We start from the raw sequence: 20,786 nt of genomic DNA, 5'->3' as shown, positions 1-20,786 counted from the left end.
AGCGGGTCAGGTGGCGCCGCTCACGTCGCGTCGGGGCAGCCGCACGAGCGGCGCGGCACGAAGGTCACGCCGAGCTCCTCGTGGGCCGGCCCGTCGAACCGGCCCTCGACCAAGTCGAACAGCCGTTCGGTGGCGCGGCGGGCCATCTCCTCGGCGGGCACGGCGATGGTCGTGATCCCGGGTGTGGTGACACGGGCGAGCCCGAAGTCGTCGAAGCCGACGATGGAGATGTCCTCCGGCACGCGGAGCCCGGCGCGCTTGAGCTCCTGGAGGCCGCCGAACGCCATGTCGTCGTTGGCGAACACGATGCCGTCGACCTCCCGGCCGTCCGCCAGGGCCTCGACGACCGCGGCGGCGCCGGACTCCTCGTTGAACTCGCCGCGGACGACCTGCGCGTCGGCCTCCAGTCGGTGCGAGCGCACGGCGGCGAGGAAGCCCTCCCGCCGGTCGAGACCGGTCTGGTGGTCGAGCGGGCCGGTCACGTGCACGAGCCGGCGGCGGCCGTGCACGTCGATCAGGTGCTCGGTCAGCAGGCGCGTGGCGGCGACGTCGTCGATGCCGATGCTGACCGAGCCGGGCAGGTACGGGAAGTTGCCGATCAGCACGACCGGGAGGCCGGAGGCGACGAGCTCCTCGACGTGGAAGTCGTCCACCGCCGAGCTGGTGACGATCGCGCCGTCCGCGCTGCGGGAGCGCACCACCCGCTCGTAGGCGGCGACGCCGTTCTCGGTGTCGGAGTTGGTGGAGACGATCACCTGGCTGTCGTGCGCGTTGGCGGCGTCGGAAACCCCGGTGAGCACGTGCATGAAGTAGCTGTGCCCGAAGACATGCTGGGAGGTGTTCGGCACGATGAGCGCGACGGCGCCCGCCCGCTGATTGCGGAGCGCCCGGCCGGCCGAGCTGGGGACGTAGCCGAGCTCCTGCGCCGCCTGCCGCACGGCCGCCTTGGTCTTGGAGCTGATCCGGGCGTGGTCGGCGAGTGCCATCGACGCGGCGGAGGACGTGATGCCGACGCGCTCGGCGACGTCCTTCAGGGTGACGGCCGAACGTGCGTCCCGGGTCTTCGGCATCGGTGCCTCCGTGTCGTTCGCTGGTCTCGTCGGAGCGGATGCTCAAACGATGAAGCAGGTGTTCAAACGATAAAGCACTCGCTTGAACGATGCAGCAGGATCTGACTGTGTGTCGGTGGTCGCTTTATCGATTGACCATCGGGCGATTCGCTGAACCGAATGGATGCTCAATCGATAAAGCACACCATAGAACCAAGCCGCCCGAAAGCGCAAGCAGAATATTCGGACTCCTGCCGCGGCGGGCGTGCTAACGTTCTCCCGATCGTGATCCGGACGCAGGAGGTGAGACCCATGAACGCAACATCCGCAGTGGGTGCTCCCCTGCAGTGCACGATCGCGCGACGCCGGTAACCGTCGCCGGAGCGCCCGAAGGCATCTTCGCGAAAGGCACTCCCATGAACGCTCACACTTCTTCTTCCTCCCGCGCGCTCGTCCTCCACGGCGGTGGGTCCTCCGGCAACGCCTGGGAGCTCGGCGTGATCGCCGGCCTCCTCGACGGCGGGGTGGACGTCGCGCGCGCCGACCTCATCGTCGGCACGTCGGCCGGATCGACCGCGGCCGCCCAGATCACGAGCGCGCCGCCCGGCGAGCTGTTCGCCGCTATCCTCGCCGCCCCGACACCGCAGCGGCCAAATGGAGGCCGTCCCGGCTGTGAGGGCGTCGCGCGCGGCGTCGCCGGCTCCGTCTCCAGCCAGCTGGAGGTCACCGGCCGCATCATCGCCGAATCGTCGGACGCCGCCGACATGCGCCGCCGGATGGGCGCCTGGGCGATCGGGCTCGCGGAGGAGGCAGGCCCCGGCCGCCAGGCGCAGTGGCGCGCGACCGTCGCCTCCCGGCTGCCCCGCCAGGAGTGGCCGGAGCAGCGCGTCCTCCTCACCGCCGTCGACGCGCGCACCGGCGAGGAGTGACCTTCGACCGGGACAGCGGCGTCGCGCTGGCGGACGCCGTCGCGGCGAGCTGCTCCAGCGGCTTCGCGTACGCACTCGGCGACGAGCAGTACATCGACGGCGGCTACCGGCGCAACGAGAACGCCGACCTCGCGGCCGGCTACGGGCGCGTCCTGGTGCTCTCACCCTTCGGCGGCCGCAGCCGGCATCCGGAGGCGTGGGGGATGCAGCTCTCGGCGCAGGTCGGGGAGCTCCGCGCCGGCGGCAGCGAGGTCGAGACGATCCTCCCCGGCCAGGCGTCCCTCGACGCGTTCGGCGACAGCATGATGGACCTCTCGCGCCGGCCGGCGTCGGCGCGGGCCGGCTTCGACCAGGGGAGGGCCGCCGCCGCAGGGCTCAGCGGGTTCTGGGGAGGCGCGGCGTGAGTTCGCAGAGAGAACCGCACACCCACGACGTCACCATCGCCGGCGGCGGCCTGACCGGGATGATGCTCGCCGCCGAACTCCGCCTGCGCGGCGTCGACGTCGTCGTCCTGGAGCGCGAGCACGAGCGCAGCCCACTCGTCCGGTCGCTCGGGCTGCACCCGCGCAGCGTGGAGATCCTCGACATGCGCGGGTTGCTGGAGCGCTTCCTGGCGCTGGGCCGGCGGCATCCCGAAGGTGTGGGCCGGTTCGCGGGGATCGCGTCCCCGCGGCCGGTCGCGCTGGACAGCGACCATGCGTACATCCTCGGCATCCCGCAGACCGTCACCGACCGGCTGCTGGAGGAGCGCGCCGTCGAGCTGGGGGCGCAGGTGCGGCGCGGGGCCGAGGTGGTCGGTTTCGAGCAGGACCCAGCCTCGGTCACGGTCGATCTCGCGGACGGCACCCGGCTGCGGTCGCGCTGGCTGGTCGGCTGCGACGGCGGCCGCAGCCTGGTGCGCCGGCTGCTCGGCGTCGCCTTCCCCGGCGAGCCGGCCCGCACCGAGTGGCTGCTCGGCGAGGTGGAGGTGACCACGCCCGCGGAGGAGGTGGCGGCGATCTCCGAGGAGGTCCGGAAGACGCACCGCGGCTTCGGCATCGGCCCGGCCGCGGACGGGCTGTTCCGCGCCGTCGTGCCCGCAGCCTCCGTCGCCGAGGACCGCACGGTCCCGCCGACGCTCGACGAGTTCCGCACGCAGCTGCGCGCGTATGCGGGGACCGACTTCGGCGCGCACTCGCCCCGGGCACTGTCCCGGTTCACCGACGCCACCCGGCTCGCGGACCGCTACCGGGACGGCCGCGTCCTGCTCGCCGGAGACGCCGCGCACGTGCACCCGCCGCTCGGCGGGCAGGGACTGAACCTCGGCATCCAGGACGCGTTCAACCTCGGCTGGAAGCTCGCGACGGAGGTCTCCGGACGCGCGCCGGACGGCCTCCTGGACAGCTACGAGAGCGAGCGGCGGCCGGTGGCGGAACAGGTGCTCACCCTCACGCGAGCGCAGAGCGTGCTCATCGACCCCGATCCGGGGCCGCAGGCCGTGCGGCGGCTGCTCACCGAGCTGATGGGCGTCGACGGGGTCGCCCTGTACCTCGCCGAACAGGTCAGCGGCCTCGGCATCCACTACGACCTCGGCGACGGGCCGGCGCTCCTCGGCCGGCGGCTCCGCGACCTCCCGCTGCCGGGCGGCCGGCTCTACGAGCGCCTGCGCGACGGCCGCGGACTCCTGCTCGACCGGACGGGACGGCTGAGCGTCGTGGGCTGGGGCGACCGGGTCGGCCTCGTCGCGGACGCGGACCTCCCGATCGGCGAGCCCGCGCTGCTGCTGCGGCCGGACGGCCACGTCGCGTGGATCGGCGACGGCCGGGAGGAGCCGGCGGACGCGTTGCTGCGCTGGTTCGGACCACCTGCGTAGCGCGTGGCCCGGCGCGATCCGGCGTGGCGCCGCTCGCGGAGTCCCGCGCCATGCCCATAGGATGTGCCGGAGCGACAGGACGCGCACGACTGGGTGTGCGAGGGGGAGCCGGTGGTCGGCGTCGCAGAAGGCCGGGCCATGAGCTTCCGCACACGTCTCGTTTCCATCGTCGGGCTGGCCGCGGTCGCCGCGACGCTGACCGTCGCAGGGGTGGCGGCGCCGCCCGCGTCCGCCGACGGCACCCTCCACCCGCTCGCGGCGATCGGGTCCATCGAATCCATCGCGGTCGAGTACAGCGATGGTGACGACCGCCCCGGCCTGCACATCGTCGGCTGGGCGGGAGACCTCAACCAGCCGGGATCGAACGGCGACGCCTCCGAACCTGTGGGCCTCGAGCTCTACCTTCCGGGGGCGGGAGGGTCCACCACGACGCTCGCCTGGGCCGAGAACTGGCTGTTCGACTACCCGCGGCCCGACATCGCGGCCCGCTACGGGTTGGGGCCGAACCAGGGCTTCGAAGTGCACGCTCTCGCGCCGCAGACGGGACCCGTCACCGTCTGCCTGCGCCTCTACAGCTTCTACACCTACCCCGAGAGCACGAGCGGGCTGTCCTGCGCCACCGTGAACGTCCCGGCGACGCGCCCGGCGTACCACCCGGTCCTCACCGGATCAGCCCGGGTGGGCTCGACACTGTCCGTCGCCCTGTCCTCCCCGAGCGGCGGGTCCGACAGCTACTCGTGGGGGAGCTACCAGGTCGTGGGGACGAGCGCCCCGAACCCGCACAACTGGTGGAATCCCGGCCCGGCCGGCACCTCGTTCACGACCACCCTCGACCTCATCGGGCACTCCGTCCGCGCGCTGGTCAGGACCGTCCTCCCGGGGATCGTGATCGAGCAGTCGTCGGCGGAGCTCCAGGTCACGCCGCCGATCCTGAGCTCGGAGCGGGTCGCCTCCACCGACCGGTACGCGACCTCCGTCGCGGCGTCGCAGAAGGCCCACCCGGACGGGTCGGCAGCCGTGCCCGTCGCCTACATCGCGTCCGGAGGCGACTTCCCCGACGCCCTCTCGGCCGGCGCCGCCGCGGCGAAGCTGCGCGGGACGCTCCTGCTGACGCCGCCGGGCGGCCTCGACACGCGCGTCGCCGCCGAGCTCGTCCGCCTCCACCCGGCGAGGATCGTCGTGGTGGGCGGGACGACGGCCCTGTCCGACCAGGTCGTCACCGACCTGAAGGCGCTGCCGTTCGCCACCACCGTCGACCGCATCTCCGGCGCCGACCGCTACTCGGTCTCCCGGCAGGTCGTGGCCGACGCCTTCGGCGCGAGCATCCCCGACCTCTACCTGGTGACCGGCGCGGCGTTCCCCGACGCGCTCGCCGCAGCCGCGGCCGCTGCCTCCACAGGACGCCCCGTCCTGCTCACCGACGGCAGAGCCGGCGCGCTCGACCCGGGGACGGCCACGGCCCTGCACGACTGGGGGACGACGCACGTCACCATCGTGGGCGGACCGGCGAGCGTCTCGACCGGCATCGAGGGCAGCCTCGCCGCCGCCGGGATCGCGGTGACCCGGACGGCAGGGGCGGACCGTTTCGGGACCGCCGCCGCTCTCGCCCGTACCTTCGTCTCGCACACGGCCTACTTCGTCAACGGACTCATGTTCCCCGACGCCCTCTCGACGGCGGTCCTCGCCGCGACCCAGCCGGGACCGCTCCTCCTGACCCTCGGGTACTGCGCTCCCACGGCGTCGTTCTCCGGGTTCAGCGACAGCCATGCGACGCACGCCGTGATCGTCGGCGGCCCTGCGGTGCAGGATTACCAGGTGCTCGACTACGGCTGCTGAGCCGGGAGGCCCCGACGACGATCCCCGCCGACGCTCCTAGCGGCACGCGCCGCCGAGGCAGTAGGTTCGGCCCGTGGACCTCAGACTGAACGACACCCGCGCCATCGTCACCGGTGCCAGCCGCGGCATCGGGCTGGCCGCCGCCAGCGCCCTCCTCGACGAGGGGGCGACCGTGATCGGCGTCGCGCGCACCCCGACCGACGAGTCCCGGGCGCTGGAGGCCTCGGCCGGCTTCCGCTTCCACCCCGCCGACCTCTCCGGCCCGGACGGGATCGCGAAGTTCCGTGACGAGCTGGGCGACGGAGGCCGGGTCGACATCCTGGTCAACAACGTCGGCTCCGCGCCGCCGCGGCCCGGCGGGTTCGCCTCCATCACGGACGACGACTGGCTGCGCACCTACGAGCTGAACGCGCTCGCCGCGGTGCGTGTCACCCGGGCGCTGCTCGACCTGATCCCGGACGGCGGGGCCGTGGTGAACGTCGTGAGCGAGAACGCGATCCTCGCCGATCCGCTGGTGATGGACTACAGCGCGGCCAAGGCGGCGCTGCTGAGCTTCACCAAGTCGCTCTCGAAGGAGCTCGGGCCGCGCGGGATCCGGGTGAACTCGGCGAGCCCCGGTCCGGTCGCCACGGCGCTCTGGCTGGGCGACGGCGGCGTCGCGCAGACGGTGTCGGCGGCCGGCGGCGGCACCCCGGAGGAGGTGCGGCACGGCGCGGAGCAGGCGATGGTCACCGGCCGCTTCACGACTCCCGAGGAGGTCGGCGCGCTGGTGGCGATGCTCGCGAGCCCCGTCCTCGGCAACCTGACCGGATCGGACGTCGTGATCGACGGCGGGATGCGGCCGACGATGTGACGACGCCGCGCCCCGAACTGGGGGCCGCCGCGCGATCGATTCCGCCGGACCGCTGTGCCAGGCTGTCCAGCGCGCCACGGTGGCGCGCGAAGGGGGAACCAGCGTGACCGACGCGACCGACGACCGAGTCCAGCCTGCTCCGGAGGGCGCCGAGCCGTCCGTGCCTGCCTCCTTCGCCTCGTCCGAGCCTTTCGCGTCGTCCGAGCCCTTCGCCACGCCCGCGCCCCAGCCCTTCACCCAGTCCGAGCGCGTCGGCCGCGGCATCGCGCTCGCGCTGCTCATCATCCCGGCCGGGGTCATCGTCTGGACCGTCCTCTGGAACATCGGCTTCATCGCCTCGATCGTCACCTGGGGTGTCGCGATCGGCGCCGTCTGGCTCTACCGGGTGGGGTCGAAGGCACGGGTCACCCGCGCGGCGTTCTGGGGCATCATCGCGATCGTCGCCGTGACCATCGTGCTGTCCCTGCTCGCCGGGATCTTCACCGACCTCGTCGCCGCCCTGAAGATCCCGCTCGGTGACGCCCTCGCCGACGACCGGGTGTGGGGCCTGTTCTGGGACAACCTGTTCACCAACGGGGACATGTGGCAGTCCCTCCTGCCCTCGGTGCTGCTGGCCCTGCTGTTCGCCGTGCTCGGCTGCTTCACGACCCTCCGCCGTGCCTCCCGGGAGTCGCGCGCCTGAGCGCACCGCGAGTAGAGTCGCGCCCGTAGTCCCGACCGCGAGGGAGTCGTGCGATGACCAAATTCATGATCTCGTTCCCCAGTGGGGCGATGCACATCACCGAGGAGGAGCTGCCGGCGGTGTCCGACGCCTCCCACGCGGTGATCCGGGACGCGCAGGAGGCCGGCGTCTACGTCTTCGGCGGCGGCATCGACGAGGCGGTCGGCCCGGTGATGGTGTCCGGCGACGGCACGGTCTCGCCGGGGACGTATCCCGAGACGCGGCTGCTGGACGGCGGGTTCACCATCCTCGACCTGCCGACCCGCGACGCGGCGCTGGAGTGGGCGGCGAAGATCGCGGCGGCGTGCCGGTGCGACCAGGAGGTCCGCGAGTTCCAGTACGACCCGATGTCGTAGCGGCGCTGCCGGCGTCAGCCCGCCAGCGCCTCCGAGTCGAAGTAGCTCTCGTTGAAGTGGGCGAGCGCCTCGCCCCAGGTCCCCCGGCGTCCTCGATGGCCCGCGCCTCGTCCAGCGCCGCCACGGTGGCGAGCGGGACGGCCAGTCCGTGCTCGGCCAGGTCGAGCACCGACTCGACCGGCTGGCCGGGGTCCTCCGTCTCGACGCTGGCGAGGTGCTCGTAGACGTCGGGCGCGAGCTCGCGCAGCGCCTCGCCGATCAGGTCCCCGCGCTCGGTCCCCTCGGCGTCCCAGGTGAACCGGACCAGACCGTCGGCCGGGAACGCGTAGCGATGCCGTTCGCCTGCCGCGGCGACCGCGTGGTCGAGGGCGGCGCGCACAGCGGCTGGGGCGATGATGTCCGTCATAAGGCTCTCCTTCGTGGCGTCGTTGTCAGCGTGTTCGGGCCTCGGTGCACCGCCGACCGGCAGCGGGTTCCGTGATTCTGGCACGAGCGGACCACCCCCAGGAAGGGGGCAATCGGGAATGTCGGCAAACTCTGGGGGAACAGTTCCTGTCCGTCGCCGGCCCCCGGCGGTCTCCAGGTTGGCGACCGAGAAGCCGCGAGTGGATGGACGCGGTGTCGATCCGCGCGCGAACATTGGACGCGGTGTCGATTCTGACGCTGTGGCCGCGCGCCTAGCATCCTTGACATGACCGCCATCGTCGACGAAGACCGGACCCGGGTTCACCCCGCAGAGGGAACGCACGCCGGTGCGCCCCTCGGCCTCGGCGGCGCGCTCGGGATGGGCGGACTCGGCGGCGGCTTCCGCAGCGACGCCGACGTCGTCATCCTCGGCTACGACTGAGCCGGCCCGCTCAGGAGGCCTCGTCGTCCATCGTCGCGGACACGCCGTGCAGCAGTTCGCCCGGCCGGCACTCCAGCACGTCCGCCAGGTGCACGAGATTCAGCACAGTGGGCATGGTCGTGCCCCGCTCGATCCGCCAGAGCGTGTGCTCCTGGAGCTCGGCGCGCCGGGCCAGCTCGTCCAGCGTGAAGAGCAGCCGTTCCCGCCGTCCGCGGATGTTCTCGCCGATCCGGCCGGCCACTGCGTTACTTTCCGAGTGCACGCGATGAATGCTAACAAGCCGTCGAAGAGTAGCCTGGCAGTGCCGTGCGCTCGATCGAGCGCTCGGAGAAGACAACGAAGGAAGAAACGATGGCTACAGGCACCGTCAAATGGTTCAACGCAGAGAAGGGGTACGGGTTCATCGCCCCGGATGACGGCAGTGCCGACGTCTTCGCCCACTTCAGCGAGATCTCCTCGCAGGGCTACCGCACGCTCGAGGAGAACCAGAAGGTCGAGTACGACCTGACCCAGGGGCCGAAGGGGATGCAGGCCTCCAACATCCGCCCGCTCTGACGCCCGTCAGACCCAGAGATCCGGATTCCCGCTGAGCGGGAAGCCAGGCGATGGCCCGGCCTGCCACAGGCCGGGCCATCGCCCACCGGGAATGCAGTACTGCCGCCCGTCCCCTTACGGTTCGGCCTGCCATCCGGTTGCTTAGTGCACACATTATGCGTGCCCTACCGGTTGTCAACCGGGTTGCGGCGCGGATTTCAGCGGACCTCGGCCTCCAGCGCCAGGATCGCCTCCGCGACGGCGGCGGGGTTCTCCCATGCAGTGAAGTGCCCGCCCTGCGTCAGCCTCGCGAACGAGCGGATGTCGGCGTAGCTCTTCTCGGCCAGTGAGCCCGGGTATGCGGCCTCGTGGGTCTGGATGAGGATGCTCGCCGGCACCTGGACGACCGGGTGGAGGTCGTCCTCGTCCGGCGACTCGCAGTACGGCCGGAAGCTCGTGCCGATCGAGCGGGTGACCCAGTACACCATGACGTTCGTGAGGACGTCGTCCGGGTCGAACGCCGTCAGGCCGTCGCCGTCGCTCCAGGCCGCGACCTTCTCGGCGATCCACGCCAGGAGCCCGCTGGGGGAGTCGATGAGCGCCGCCGCGAGCGTGTCCGGCCGGGTGCCCATCTGGTGCGCGTACCCGGACTCGGCAGGCGTCGCCACTGAGGCGAGGAAGGCCCGCTCGGCGTCGTCGAGCTCCACACCGGGCCGGCTGCGCCCGGAGAAGGACGCGTGGCTGGCCACGATGCCCGCGACCGCGGGGTGCGCGCCGGCGAGCCAGTCGCTCACACCCGCACCGACGTCCTCCCCGTAGGTCAGGTAGCGCTCGTAGCCGAGGTGGGTCGTCATGAGGGCGTCCCACCGGTCGGCGACGCCGGCGGACGAGAAGCCGGACAGGAGGACACCCGAGAAGCCGTAGCCCGGCAGGGACGGCACCACGACGTCCAGCTCGCCGTCGAGCGCGTCGACCAGCGGCAGCATCGTAGCGAACGAGTACGGCCAGCCGTGCGTGACCACGACCGGGAGGCGGCCGGGCCGGCGTCCGCGGGCGACGACGACGTGGATGTCGCAGCCGTCGATCGGCACGACGAACTGCTCGAAGCGGTTCAGCCGCCGCTCGGCCTCCCGCCAGTCGTACCCGTGCCGCCACCGGTCGACCAGGCCGCCCAGCACCTCGGGCGGGATGCCGTTGGACCAGTCCGGCCCCGGCGTCCTCCCGGGCAGGATGGTCGCCCGCAGGCGCCGGTCGAGGTCGGACAGGACTTCGTCGGGCACAGCGATCCGGAACGGCTCCATGCGGCCACGCTATCCCCACCCGCCGACACCCTCCCCGGCGTCCGAACCACCGTCGAGGGGCAGGTAAACGCCCCTGAAACGCGGTCTTAGGGGCGTTTACGTGCCCCTCGACGGGTGGAGCCGCCGCTGGAGGGGAGCGGGCGCCGTCGTAGGCTGGCGGTATGGCCGACGACCGCCTGCGCCCCGACCCCGACGCGAAGGTGGAGGCCGCGCGCTACCGCCTGCGCCGCGAGGCCGAGGCGCGCGGCGAGGAGGTCGAGGAGGCCAACGCCGGTCAGCCGACGATGGACCAGCGCGCGCACGTGATCGAGAACGCGATCCAGCAGGCGATCCGGCGCGGCGACTTCGACGACCTCCCCGGCGCGGGCAAGCCGCTGCCCGGGCTCACCGGCACGCACGACCCCGACTGGTGGATCCGCCGCAAGATCGAGCGCGAGCAGCTCACCGGCCTCGGCCCTCCCGCCCTCACGCTGCGCACCGAGCACGCCGAGTTCGACGCGACGCTCGACCGGCTCGGCTCCGAGCGCGCGGTGCGCGACCACGTCGCCGACTTCAACCGCCGGGTGGTGAACGCGAGGCGGCAGCTCCAGGGCGGCCCTCCGGTGGTCACGCCGACCCGCGACGCCGACGAGGAGGTCGCGCGCTGGACCGAGCGACGCGACGCGCGCCTCCGCGACGCCGAGGCGACCCGCCGCGCCGAGGCCGAGGCGCTCGCCGCCCTCACCCGCCGCGAGCGGCGGCGTCTCCGCAAGGCCCGCTGACCCGAAGCGGGGTCGCAAGACGCCGCTCCGCGACCCGTGAAGCGGCGTGTCGCGACCCCGCAGCCTCTACTCCGAGAGGTGCTGCTTCGTGTTCGTGTAGACGATCGAGTCCGCGGTGGCGCCGACGAGGCCGAGCGTGACCCGCAGCAGCTGGGGCGGCAGGCCGCTGTTCGGCGGCGGCGTCGACGCGCCGAGGGTGAGCGGTGTGCCGTCCGGGAGGGTGGCGGTCGCCGAGTCGAGGTAGACCTGGACGTTCCCGCTCAGCGTCATCGTGTCCGCGGTCGTGAGCAGCACCGGTCCGGTCTGCTTGCGGACGTTGAGGCTGAAGCCCTGGATCGTGATGGTGTCCGCCGAGATCTTGATCACCGGGATGCGGCTGCCGTCCGCCATCGGGACCGTCACGACCGTTGCGCCCTTGAGCCCGGTGAACGACAGCGAGTTGCTGCCGAGCTGCGCGGGCGGCTGGGTGAAGACGGGCGCCGCGCCGTCCGGCGAGGCGGGCGTCGGCGCCGGGGTCGGGGTCGCGGTGCCGGTCACGGGGGTGCCCGGCGCGCTCGGGAGGCCGGGCAGCGGCAGTCCGGGGGAGGGCGCGCCCGACGACGGCGACGGCGTCGGGGACGACGGGTCGCACGAGGCGAAGATCGGGAGGCAGAGGGAGGCGGGCGCCGCGGCGTGCGAGGCCGGCGCCGGGGTCGCGCCGATCCCGGTCAGCGCGCCGGCCAGCGCGAGACCGGCCGCCAGGGCGACGCCGCCGGGTCCTCTGCGGGCCGTCACGCGGTCTCCTCCGCCGCGTCGTCGGCGGCGGGCGTGCCCGCTCGGCGGCGGCGACGCGGACGCCGTTCGCCGCGCTGCTCCGGCGGCATCCACGCCACCGTCAGCACGCCGCCGACCGTGCTCAGCAGCATCCCGATGAAGAAGCCGCCGAGGTTGACGCCGACGAGCGAGTACACCGCGATGGCGAGCGCGATCACGCCGTAGAAGATCCGGTGCGCGGGCATCGCGACGGCCAGGATGCCGAGCAGCACGAGCAGAATCGGGATGATCGTCGCCTGCAGCCCCTCGATGCCGAGCTGCACGTGGATGCGGCCGATGTCGAGCTGTCCGGAGAAGAACATCTCGATGCCGCCGAGCGCGGTCAGCAGTCCGCCGACGAACGGGCGATGCTGCCGCCAGTCGCGGAACCGCTCCCAAGCGCTCCGGTCGTCGGAGGGGCGGGCTTCCTCGGCGTCCTCGGACGGCGTCAGCAGTGCCGACACATCGGACGCGGAGGACTCGGCCGCCACCGGCTCGAACGCCGACATCGGCTCCGCGGTCTCCCGATCCTCGGGCATGCCCGCCTCCGGCTCGATCATCGCGTGCCTCGTCCCCGGGCGGCTCAGAAGCATCCCTTCGATCCGTCCGTGAGCTGCACGTGCATGCCGGTGAGCGTGAAGACCGAGGCCTGCGTGCTCCACGCGGTCTGCTGCAGGTGCGAGATGGTCACCGTGTCGGAGTCCTGCGCGAAGTCGCCCGCGCTGCCCTTGGCGGTCGTGTTGACCGTCGAGGCGTCGACGCCGATGCGGATGTTGTGGAACTCCGCGTCGCCGGCGAGGTCGGTCATGCCGATCTGGAGGTCGGACGCGCTGGCCGGGTTGCCGCCGCCACCCGCCGTGATCAGGATGCCGACCTTGCCGAGCGGCGTGTCCGAGACGACGGACTGGCAGAGGTCGGCGAGCGTGGCCGACTTGATGTTGGCGATCGCGACCTGGTGCTGCTTGCCCGAGGTGTCGGGGGCGACGCCGGCGTACTGCGAGAAGCCGGTGCCGTCGAGCTTGGACGCGCTGATCTGGAACTGGCTGCCGGAGACGGCGAACGAGACCGGGACGGCCCCCTGAGCGACCCCGGCCATCAGCACGGTGGAGACCAGCGCGACGGGCACGGCGGCGAGCACGATGCGTCCGGCGTGGGAGCCGGCGAGCTTGCGGAACTTCATCGATCCTCCTGTTCGGGGGCTTGACAGCGACTGTGCGGTCGTTCCCACGTCGAGAGTAGACGCTATTGACCGATTGTCAATAGTCGGCCGAAAGGGGGACGGACTGAACGTTCCGGTCGTCGCGCCGCGGGTGCCAGCGCGGTGGAGGGCGCCTAGGCTCGATCCATGGACACCGATCGGCGCACCCGGCTGACCCCGGAGGAGCGCCGTGCCCAGCTCGTCGCGCTCGGGGTGGCGCACCTCGCCGACCAGCCGCTGGACACCCTCACCATCGAGGAGCTGTCGGCGCGGGCCGGGGTGTCGCGCGCGCTCCTGTTCCACTACTTCGGGTCGAAGCAGGGGCTGCACCGGGAGGTCGTCCGGACCGCGCGCGACAGCATGCTGCACGCCACGGAACCCGTGCCCGCCCTGCCGCCGCGCGAGCGCCTGCGCGACACGCTGACCCGTATCGTCGCGTTCGTGCGCGACCACAGCGGCACGTTCTACTCGCTGGTCCGCGGCGTCGCGAGCGGCGACGAGGAGGTGCGCGTCGTGATCGAGGAGGCCAGGGCCGAGCAGGCCGACCGCATCCTCGCCGTCTTCCTCGAACTCGGCGCGACGGACACCCCGCTGCTGCGGATCGGCCTGCGCTCCTGGATCGCGTTCGCGGAGGACGTGCTGGTGTCGAGTGCGATCGGCACCGACATCCCGTCCGGCGACATCGTCGCGTTCCTGGAGCGCAGCGCGAACGGGGTGGTGGAGGCCGTTCCCCGCTAGATCCCTTCCTCGTCCAGGTCGTCCTGGGTGAGCACGCCGTCCTCCGGGTTCCCCTCCGGATCGTGCTCGTCGTAATACGGCTCGGCCTCGCGGGGCTGTCCACCGGTCGGCCCGTCGTTGCCGTCGCCCGGCCCGTCCCAGACGGTCTCGCCTGCCACGCCGTCGGTCGTCACCAGCTCGTCGGCGAAGTCGGCCTCCGCGATCGGGTCGTCCAGCGCGTAGTCGACCTCGCCGTCGCCGGGGTCCACCCAGCCGGCCGTGTCACCGGCGTCGGAGTCGCCGATCTCCGGCTCGTCCGCGCCGTCCTCCGGAATGCGGTCGTCCATCCTCGTCCCCTCTCCTGCGGTCCGGCTGTTCGGGCCGAACCTACACCCGCGCGCGGGCGCCGCAGGAGAGGGGACAGAAGGGCGACTACTTCGGGAAGCTGTAGGTGCCGCTGGAGCCGGCGTCCTTGACCGCCGCCGCGACGAAGGCCGCGAACTGGGACGCGTCGGTGAAGCCGCCCTGGTAGCGCTCGCCGTTCACGAACACGGTCGGGGTGCCGAAGCTGCCGGTCGACGGGTTCTTGAGCTGGGAGTTCGCGACCGCCTCGTTCGTGCGGTCGGTGACGAACTTCGAGAACGTCTGCTTGTTCACGCAGTCCGTGACGGCGGAGGAGCTGACGCCCCCGCTCTTGAACAGCGACAGCATCTTGGCGTTGGTGAGGCCGGAGCCGGTCTGCTCGTCGGGCTGGTTGGCGAACAGCGCGCTGTTGAGGTCGAAGTACTTGTCCGGCTCGTAGTTCGCCACGCACGACATCGCCGCCGCGGCACGGGTCGAATACTTGTTGTTCGTGCTGGAGTCGAGGATCGCGATCGGGTGGATCTCGAGCGTCGCCGAGCCGTCCGCCATCCACTGCTTCATCTGCGGGGAGTTCGTGGTCTCGAACTGGTCGCAGTAGGGGCACTGGTAGTCGAGCCAGATCTGGATGTGCGCGGTCTTGCCATCGAGCGTCTGCTTTGTCGGCGTCGGCTTGGCGCCCGGCGCGATCGCCGGGGTGGTGACCGCCTTGTCGGACGCGGTGAGCAGGAGGCCGCCGCTGAGCATGTTCTTCGGGTTGGCGACGCTGGTGCTTCCGCCGACGCTGGTGAAGATGATGACGCCGATGACCGTGAGCACCGCGATCACGCCGACGATCACCGAGCTCTGCACGACGATCTTGCGCCGCTTGGCCTTCTTCGCGGCCTCCTCGCGCATCCGGCGAGCGGTCTCGCGTGCCTCGGCGCGGCGATCGTTCTTCGTCGGGGTCGTGGCGCCTCTGCCCGTAGCAGCCATTCAGGTCATTCCATTCGAGAAAGGGGGACGGTATCCGAGAAGCAAGCGTATTGGCAAAAGCTTTGGATGCGCCGAGCACCCGCTGGAGCGCAGCACCTATCTGACAGGACACGCCGCCTCAGGGCGCGCGGAGGCGGCGTGTCCTGTCAGCTGGATGGAGTGTCAGACTCGGGCGTTCGCGGCGCTCGACGCGACCGGCACCAGCCGCTGCAGCTGGGTCACGTGTGCGGGCGTGAGGTCGGCGAGCGTCGGCACCTCCAGCAGCTTCATGGTGCGCACGACCTGGTCGCTGAGGATCTGGATGGTGCGGTCGACTCCTGCGCGGCCTCCCGCCATCAGCCCGTACAGGTACGCGCGGCCGATCAGGGTGAACTTCGCGCCGAGCGCGTAGGCGGCGACGATGTCGGCGCCGTTCATGATGCCGGTGTCGATCGCGACCTCGGTGCGGTCGCCGACGGCCTCCACGACCTTCGGCAGCAGGTGGAAGGGGATGGGCGCGCGGTCGAGCTGGCGGCCGCCGTGGTTGGAGAGCACGATCCCGTCGACGCCGAGGTCGACCAGCTTCTTCGAGTCCTCGACGTTCTGAACGCCCTTGACGACGATCTTGCCCGGCCACATGCTCCGGATGACGTCCAGGTCCGCGAAGCTGATCGACGGGTCCATCGCCGCGTCGAGCAACTCGCCCACGGTGCCGCCGGTGGAGGACAGCGACGCGAACTCCAGCTTCGGCGTGGTGAGGAAGTCGTACCACCACCACGGCCGCGGGATGGCGTTGACGATGGTGCCGAGGGTGAGCTGCGGCGGGATGGAGAACCCGTTGCGCTTGTCGCGCAGCCGCGCGCCGGCGACCGGGGTGTCGACGGTGAAGAAGAGGGTGTCGAAGCCGTTCGCGGCGGCGCGGCGGACGAGCTCGTAGGAGATCTCCCGATCGCGCATCACGTAGAGCTGGAACCAGTTGCGGCCGGTCGGGTTGGCGGCCTTCACGCCCTCGATGGAGGTCGTGCCGAGCGTCGAGAGCGTGAACGGGATGCCCGCGGCGCCGGCGGCTCCCGCACCGGCGACCTCGCCCTCGGTCTGCATGAGGCGGGTGAAGCCGGTGGGCGCGATCCCGAACGGCATCGCCGACCGGCCGCCCCAGATCTCGCACGAGGTGTCGACCTGGGACACGTCGCGCAGGATCGAGGGGTGGAACTCGATGTCCTGGAACGCCTGGCGCGCGCGGGCCAGCGACAGCTCGCCCTCCGCAGCGCCCTCGGTGTAGTCGAAGGCGGCCTTCGGCGTGCGGCGCTTCGCGATCGTGCGGAGGTCCTCGATCGTGAGCGCGGCGCTCAGCCGGCGCTTCTTCGCGTCGAGCTCCGGCTTCTTGAACGACAGGAGCTCGAACAGCTCGGCGGGCTTGGGGAGTTGGCGGGTGACCATGTTCGTGTGCCTAACGTGCGTCGGTGGACGGGGTGGGTGCGTCGCGGTAGTAGCCGCTGATGTGGTCGTGGATGCGGGCGCGCGCCGCCGCCGGGTCGCCGGCGTCGATGGCGTCGATCACGCCGCGGTGCTCGGCACGGAGCCGGGCGGCCATGGCCTCCCACCCCGGGATGCGCTCGGCCCCGGCGAGCACGTAGCCCTCGATCGAGCTGCGGAGCCCGGCCATCATCGTGGCGACGACGGTGTTGCCCGCCGCCTCCGCGAGCGCGAGGTGGAACTGCGCGTCGAGCGCCAGGAACTCCTGCGCCGTGAGGGCGGGGTCGTCCATCGCGTCGAGGAGCTGGCGGGCATCGGCGAGGCCGGCGGGACGGCGCTCGGCGAGCTCGCCCGCGACCGACGACTCCAGCAGCAGTCGCGTGCTGACCACATCCGCGACCGGGAACCCGCTTGCGGCGACCTGGAGGCGCATCAGCGCCTGCATCCCGCCGAGCGGCCGCGCGACGATGATCGCACCGGAGCTCGGCCCCGAGCCGGTCTGGGTGCGCACGAGGCCCATCGCCTCCAGCACGCGGATGGCCTCGCGGACGCTGGAGCGCGCGACGCCGAACTCGACGGCCAGCGCGCGCTCGGGAGGCAGGTGGTCGCCGGGCCGCAGCCGGCCGTCGACCAGGCGCTCCTCGATGCGGGCGAGCACGCTCTCCCACGCCTTCGGCTCGGTCGTCATCGTCGGCTCCTCATGTGGTCAGACCATATGGTCAGACCACACGATAGCACGCGTTCGGAGAGCGTCGAGGGGAGGGGCGATCAGTCGGCGGCGGCGGGCGTGCGCCCGAACTCCACGTCCTCCACGCGCGAGCGCGGCATCGCGACGCCCGCCACGATGGTCAGCGCCGCGACGACGGCCACCGCCGTGAACACCGCGGTCGACGCGCCCTGCACGGCCGTGGGTGAGTGCGCCCCGCCCGTGCTGGAGAGGATGATCGCGTTCGCGATCGCGCCGAAGACCGCCACGCCCACCGCGCTGCCGATCGACCGGGCGAACATGTTGGTCCCGGTGACCACGCCGCGCTCGCTCCAGGCGACGCTGGACTGCGCCGCGATCAGCGTCGGCGTCGCGACGAGGCCCATCCCGAGGCCGACGACGAAGCAGCTCACCGCGACGAAGAGCACGCTCGGGTGCACGCTCGTCACCGCCAGGATGATCGTGCCGAGGATCGCGATGCTCGTGCCGAGCAGGGCGGTGCTGCGGAAGCCGATCCGCAGGTAGAACCGGCCGGAGATGCTCGCCGCGATCGGCCAGCCGAGCGTCAGCGCCGCGACCGCGAGGCCGGCGACCAGCGGGGGAGCGCCGACCGTGGCCTCCAGGTAGGTCGGCACGTACGAGGTGAGCCCGATCAGGATGGCGCCGATGCCGAGCGAGATGAGCGTCGTCGTCACCAGCAGCCTGCGCGAGAACACCCACAGCGGCATGACCGGCTCGGCGGCGCGGCGCTCGACGAGGGCGAAAGCGACCAGCAGGAGGGCGCCGAGCGCGAACGCGCCGATGCTCCAGACCGAGTCCCACGCCCAGGCCTGGCCGCCCTCCAGCACCGCGAGGATGAGCAACGACATCCCGGCGGTCAGCAGCACGGACCCGGCGTAGTCGATCCGGTGCTTCTTGGGCTCGATGCTCTCGTGGAAGCTGCGGATCAGCATCCACGCTGCCAGGATGCAGAGCGGCACGTTGACGAAGAAGATCCACCGCCAGGTCAGGAACTGCGAGAACAGCCCGCCGAGGGTCGGGCCGACGACCGAGGAGATCGCCCACACGCTCGCGAGGTAGCCCTGGGTCTTGGCGCGCTCGGCCACCGTGTAGATGTCGCCGGCGATCGTCATCGACATCGGCTGGATGGCGCCGGCGCCGAGCCCCTGCAGGGCGCGGAACGCGATGAGCGCCGGCATGCTCCACGCGAAGCCGCAGAGCACCGAGCCCAGGAAGAACAGGCTGATGCCCGCGAGGACGATGGGCTTGCGCCCGACGGTGTCGGACAGCTTGGCGTAGACCGGCACGGAGACCGCCTGCGCCAGCAGGTAGATGGAGAACAGCCACGGGAACTGCGCGAAGCCGCCCAGGTCGCGCACGATCGAGGGGACGGCGGTGGCGAGGATGGTCGCGTCGATCGCGACCAGTCCGGTCGTCAGCATGAGTGCGATCAGGATCGGCCCGCGTTCGGAACGGAAGCCGACGCTCGCCCGGGAGATTTCGTTCATCTCTGTGAACAACAGCCCCCGGTCGGGATCATTCCCCTCACGCCCGACTTGACGTGAAAGAAAGCAGGGCGCACAATCTGAAACATGTCTTTCACATCGGACGGTCGCCCGGAGAACCGCCGCACGGTCACCGACCCGCGGGCGCTCCGGGCGCTCGCCCACCCGCTCCGGCTCGCGCTGCTCGACCACCTGATGTCGTTCGGCGCGAGCACCGCGAGCGACTGTGCCGAGGCCGTCGGCTCGACGCCCTCCAACTGCAGCTACCACCTGCGCGCTCTCGCCAGGTTCGGGCTCGTGGAGCGGGTGGAGGCCGACGACGGCCGCGAGCGCCCCTGGCAGTCCACCGCCACCGGGCTCACGCTCGGCCGCACGGAGGACCCGGCCGCGCAGTTCGGCGTCGACACCGTCGAGCGCTTCTTCGCCGATCACCAGATCGACGAGGACGCCGCCCGGCTGCACCGGGCGATCGCGCAGCGCGACAGCGTGCCGCCCGCCTGGCGGGAGGCGAGCATCCTGTCCGGCTACGCGCTGCGGATCGCGCCGGACGAGCTCCGCAAGCTGGGGGAGCGGCTGGACGCGCTCATCCGCCCGTACATCGCGCTCACCCGCTCCGACGCCCCGGACGACAGCGCCGTGGTCGTGCTGAACCTCAACGCGTTCCGGCACCCGGATGAGAAGGACGAGGCGCCGGAATCATGAGCCGCTCCCCGCTCCTCCGCCGCGACTACGCCCTGATCTGGTCGGCGGGCCTCGTCTCCGACACCGGCGACTGGCTGCTCATGATCGCCCTGCCGCTGTTCGCGTTCTCCGCGACCGGCTCCGCGCTCGGCGCCTCGACCGTCTTCCTCGCCGAGCTCATCCCGATGCTGCTCGCCGGCACCTTCCTCGGCGTGCTGGTCGACCGCTGGGACCCGCGGCGCACCATGATCGTGACGGCGGTCCTGCAGGGGCTCGCGCTGCTGCCGCTGCTCGCCGCCGGCCCCGACCGCATGGGCATCGTGTACGCGGTCGCGGCGGTGGAGGCCTGCCTCGGCGCCGTGATGAACCCGGCGCGGCAGTCGATGGTCCCGCGCCTGCTGAAGCCCGACGAGCTCGGCCGCGGCAACGCGCTGCTCGCGATCAGCGACAACCTCGCCCGGCTGGTCGGCTCGCCGCTCGGCGGTCTCGCGTTCGCGGTGTCCGGCCTCCCCGGCGTCGTGATCGTGGATGCCGTGTCGTTCGTCGTGACCGCCGTGCTCGTGGCCTTCACCCGCCCGCTGCCGCCACGTGTGCCGGAGCCGGGGGAGGAGTCCGCTCCCGCCGTCGAGCGGCGCCTGCTGCGGGAGTGGGTGGAGGGCCTCGCCACCATCGTCCGCAGCCGCGAGCTCGCGACCGTCGCGCTCATCGCCGTGATCGGCAGCGTCGCGCAGGGCGTCTTCCTCGTCGTCTTCATCGTCTACGTCACCGAGAACCTGCACGCCGGGGACACCGAGGTCGGCATCCTGCGCGGCGTGCAGGCGATCGGCGGCGTGCTCGGCGGCCTCGTCGCCGGACTGCTCGTGCACCGGGTCGCCCCGCGGTGGCTGATCGGCGCCGGCTACCTGGTGTTCGGCGCGCTCTCGCTGCTGACCTGGAACCTGGCGCCGGTCACCACGGCCGTCTGGGTGTACGCGGGGCTGTTCATCGCGATGGGCCTGCCCGCGGTCGCGACGGAGACGGGGAGATCACCCTCGTGCAGACCGTCACACCGCGCGCGGCCCTCGGCCGGGTGATCGCGGCGGTGAGGACGGTCTCCGGCGCGGCCCAGGGCGTCGGCCTGCTGGTGGCCGGGCTCGTCGCGGCCTCGGCCGGCACGGTGCACGTGCTCGACGTGCAGGCGTCCCTCTATCTCCTGTGCGGTGTGCTCGCGCTGCTGTTCCTCGGCGGCCGCCGTACGAGGCGAGAGGCCGTGCCCGAGCCGGCCGTCTCCCGCGCGACGCCGTCCTGACGCCCGCCCGGCGCGGCGACTTGGCGCGAAACCCGGCCGATTGCCAGACGTTTCGCGCATCGGCACGTAG

At 72.0% G+C, this 20,786-nt stretch carries 24 protein-coding genes and 1 pseudogene; 14 read left to right on the top strand and 11 right to left on the bottom strand.

What is annotated here, in order from left to right; all coding sequences use genetic code 11:
- Positions 1–20: 20 nt before the first annotated feature.
- The gene (locus ACQ86L_RS06410; protein ID WP_434318152.1) at positions 21–1,070 is read right to left on the bottom strand and encodes a LacI family DNA-binding transcriptional regulator; all 1,050 of its coding nucleotides are present in this window, start codon (positions 1,068–1,070) and stop codon (positions 21–23) included.
- Between the two features lie 395 nt (positions 1,071–1,465).
- On the opposite strand from ACQ86L_RS06410, the pseudogene ACQ86L_RS06405 reads away from it, so the two are divergent.
- The 8 genes and pseudogenes from ACQ86L_RS06405 (at position 1,466) to ACQ86L_RS06370 (ending at position 8,443) form a co-directional block, all read left to right on the top strand.
- Positions 1,466–2,382, top strand: a pseudogene (locus tag ACQ86L_RS06405) (patatin-like phospholipase family protein).
- A gap of 59 nt (positions 2,383–2,441) precedes the next feature.
- Positions 2,442–3,830: an FAD-dependent monooxygenase gene (locus ACQ86L_RS06400; protein ID WP_434318852.1), complete on the top strand. Its 1,389-nt coding sequence runs from the start codon at positions 2,442–2,444 to the stop codon at positions 3,828–3,830.
- Positions 3,831–3,968: 138 nt separating this feature from the next.
- Entirely contained in the window at positions 3,969–5,666 is a 1,698-nt protein-coding gene (locus ACQ86L_RS06395) for a cell wall-binding repeat-containing protein (protein WP_434318151.1), read from the top strand.
- Positions 5,667–5,739: 73 nt separating this feature from the next.
- Complete coding sequence (locus ACQ86L_RS06390; protein WP_434318150.1) at positions 5,740–6,519, top strand: SDR family NAD(P)-dependent oxidoreductase; 780 nt, start codon at positions 5,740–5,742, stop codon at positions 6,517–6,519.
- 103 nt (positions 6,520–6,622) lie between these two features.
- Positions 6,623–7,201 (top strand): hypothetical protein, encoded by a 579-nt coding sequence (locus ACQ86L_RS06385; RefSeq protein WP_434318149.1) that lies wholly within the window; start codon positions 6,623–6,625, stop codon positions 7,199–7,201.
- Positions 7,202–7,254: 53 nt separating this feature from the next.
- The gene (locus tag ACQ86L_RS06380) at positions 7,255–7,596 is read left to right on the top strand and encodes a YciI family protein (protein ID WP_382461028.1); all 342 of its coding nucleotides are present in this window, start codon (positions 7,255–7,257) and stop codon (positions 7,594–7,596) included.
- A gap of 148 nt (positions 7,597–7,744) precedes the next feature.
- The gene (locus tag ACQ86L_RS06375; protein ID WP_434318148.1) at positions 7,745–8,077 is read left to right on the top strand and encodes a hypothetical protein; all 333 of its coding nucleotides are present in this window, start codon (positions 7,745–7,747) and stop codon (positions 8,075–8,077) included.
- A gap of 210 nt (positions 8,078–8,287) precedes the next feature.
- The gene (locus ACQ86L_RS06370) at positions 8,288–8,443 is read left to right on the top strand and encodes a hypothetical protein (protein ID WP_434318147.1); all 156 of its coding nucleotides are present in this window, start codon (positions 8,288–8,290) and stop codon (positions 8,441–8,443) included.
- 10 nt (positions 8,444–8,453) lie between these two features.
- Here ACQ86L_RS06370 and ACQ86L_RS06365 read toward each other — a convergent pair whose 3' ends face one another.
- Positions 8,454–8,705 carry a helix-turn-helix domain-containing protein gene (locus tag ACQ86L_RS06365; protein WP_434318146.1) on the bottom strand — a complete coding sequence of 84 codons (252 nt, stop codon included), beginning with the start codon at positions 8,703–8,705 and terminating at the stop codon, positions 8,454–8,456.
- An 89-nt stretch (positions 8,706–8,794) separates the two neighbouring features.
- Between ACQ86L_RS06365 and ACQ86L_RS06360 the strand changes: the two genes are divergently transcribed.
- On the top strand, positions 8,795–8,998 hold the full coding sequence (locus ACQ86L_RS06360; protein WP_179605267.1) for a cold-shock protein: 204 nt from the start codon (positions 8,795–8,797) through the stop codon (positions 8,996–8,998).
- A 197-nt stretch (positions 8,999–9,195) separates the two neighbouring features.
- On the opposite strand, the gene ACQ86L_RS06355 is transcribed toward ACQ86L_RS06360, so the two are convergent.
- Complete coding sequence (locus tag ACQ86L_RS06355; protein WP_434318145.1) at positions 9,196–10,278, bottom strand: epoxide hydrolase family protein; 1,083 nt, start codon at positions 10,276–10,278, stop codon at positions 9,196–9,198.
- A gap of 161 nt (positions 10,279–10,439) precedes the next feature.
- Between ACQ86L_RS06355 and ACQ86L_RS06350 the strand changes: the two genes are divergently transcribed.
- Positions 10,440–11,039 (top strand): DUF1992 domain-containing protein, encoded by a 600-nt coding sequence (locus ACQ86L_RS06350; RefSeq protein ID WP_434318144.1) that lies wholly within the window; start codon positions 10,440–10,442, stop codon positions 11,037–11,039.
- 66 nt (positions 11,040–11,105) lie between these two features.
- On the opposite strand, the gene ACQ86L_RS06345 is transcribed toward ACQ86L_RS06350, so the two are convergent.
- The 3 genes from ACQ86L_RS06345 to ACQ86L_RS06335 are packed head-to-tail and all read right to left on the bottom strand — an operon-like array spanning position 11,106 to position 13,011.
- Positions 11,106–11,813 carry a hypothetical protein gene (locus ACQ86L_RS06345; RefSeq protein WP_434318143.1) on the bottom strand — a complete coding sequence of 236 codons (708 nt, stop codon included), beginning with the start codon at positions 11,811–11,813 and terminating at the stop codon, positions 11,106–11,108.
- Complete coding sequence (locus ACQ86L_RS06340; RefSeq protein ID WP_434318142.1) at positions 11,810–12,424, bottom strand: DUF6114 domain-containing protein; 615 nt, start codon at positions 12,422–12,424, stop codon at positions 11,810–11,812. The genes ACQ86L_RS06345 and ACQ86L_RS06340 overlap by 4 nt, the downstream gene beginning before the upstream one ends.
- Entirely contained in the window at positions 12,415–13,011 is a 597-nt protein-coding gene (locus ACQ86L_RS06335) for a DUF6230 family protein (protein WP_434318141.1), read from the bottom strand. Before ACQ86L_RS06335 ends, ACQ86L_RS06340 begins: the two co-directional genes overlap by 10 nt.
- 165 nt (positions 13,012–13,176) lie before the next feature.
- On the opposite strand from ACQ86L_RS06335, the gene ACQ86L_RS06330 reads away from it, so the two are divergent.
- A complete protein-coding gene (locus ACQ86L_RS06330; RefSeq protein WP_345834326.1) occupies positions 13,177–13,767 on the top strand; it encodes a TetR/AcrR family transcriptional regulator in 591 nt (196 codons plus the stop codon).
- Here the strand turns inward: ACQ86L_RS06330 and ACQ86L_RS06325 are convergent.
- From ACQ86L_RS06325 to ACQ86L_RS06305, 5 genes are all read right to left on the bottom strand, one after another.
- The gene (locus ACQ86L_RS06325) at positions 13,764–14,093 is read right to left on the bottom strand and encodes a hypothetical protein (protein ID WP_434318140.1); all 330 of its coding nucleotides are present in this window, start codon (positions 14,091–14,093) and stop codon (positions 13,764–13,766) included. The genes ACQ86L_RS06330 and ACQ86L_RS06325 overlap by 4 nt on opposite strands.
- A gap of 85 nt (positions 14,094–14,178) precedes the next feature.
- Positions 14,179–15,081 carry a DsbA family protein gene (locus ACQ86L_RS06320; protein ID WP_434318139.1) on the bottom strand — a complete coding sequence of 301 codons (903 nt, stop codon included), beginning with the start codon at positions 15,079–15,081 and terminating at the stop codon, positions 14,179–14,181.
- 162 nt (positions 15,082–15,243) lie between these two features.
- Positions 15,244–16,500: an alpha-hydroxy acid oxidase gene (locus tag ACQ86L_RS06315; RefSeq protein ID WP_434318138.1), complete on the bottom strand. Its 1,257-nt coding sequence runs from the start codon at positions 16,498–16,500 to the stop codon at positions 15,244–15,246.
- Between the two features lie 10 nt (positions 16,501–16,510).
- Positions 16,511–17,224, bottom strand: a complete 714-nt coding sequence (locus ACQ86L_RS06310) for a FadR/GntR family transcriptional regulator (RefSeq protein ID WP_434318137.1) — start codon at positions 17,222–17,224, stop codon at positions 16,511–16,513.
- An 80-nt stretch (positions 17,225–17,304) separates the two neighbouring features.
- Positions 17,305–18,750 (bottom strand): MDR family MFS transporter, encoded by a 1,446-nt coding sequence (locus ACQ86L_RS06305; RefSeq protein ID WP_434318136.1) that lies wholly within the window; start codon positions 18,748–18,750, stop codon positions 17,305–17,307.
- Positions 18,751–18,834: 84 nt separating this feature from the next.
- Between ACQ86L_RS06305 and ACQ86L_RS06300 the strand changes: the two genes are divergently transcribed.
- Genes ACQ86L_RS06300 through ACQ86L_RS06290 form a run of 3 tightly spaced genes read left to right on the top strand, consistent with a single transcriptional unit; the run spans position 18,835 to position 20,716 of the window.
- Positions 18,835–19,449, top strand: a complete 615-nt coding sequence (locus ACQ86L_RS06300; RefSeq protein ID WP_434318135.1) for an ArsR/SmtB family transcription factor — start codon at positions 18,835–18,837, stop codon at positions 19,447–19,449.
- Positions 19,446–20,501 (top strand): MFS transporter, encoded by a 1,056-nt coding sequence (locus ACQ86L_RS06295; protein WP_434318134.1) that lies wholly within the window; start codon positions 19,446–19,448, stop codon positions 20,499–20,501. The genes ACQ86L_RS06300 and ACQ86L_RS06295 overlap by 4 nt, the downstream gene beginning before the upstream one ends.
- On the top strand, positions 20,462–20,716 hold the full coding sequence (locus tag ACQ86L_RS06290; protein WP_434318133.1) for a hypothetical protein: 255 nt from the start codon (positions 20,462–20,464) through the stop codon (positions 20,714–20,716). The genes ACQ86L_RS06295 and ACQ86L_RS06290 overlap by 40 nt, the downstream gene beginning before the upstream one ends.
- Positions 20,717–20,786 lie beyond the last annotated feature (70 nt).

It is taken from the genome of Leifsonia sp. P73 (genome assembly GCF_051059105.1).
In the GTDB taxonomy this organism is placed as follows: domain Bacteria; phylum Actinomycetota; class Actinomycetes; order Actinomycetales; family Microbacteriaceae; genus Leifsonia.
Note: the sequence above shows the minus strand (reverse complement) of the source record. Positions and strands in the feature narration are given on the sequence as shown.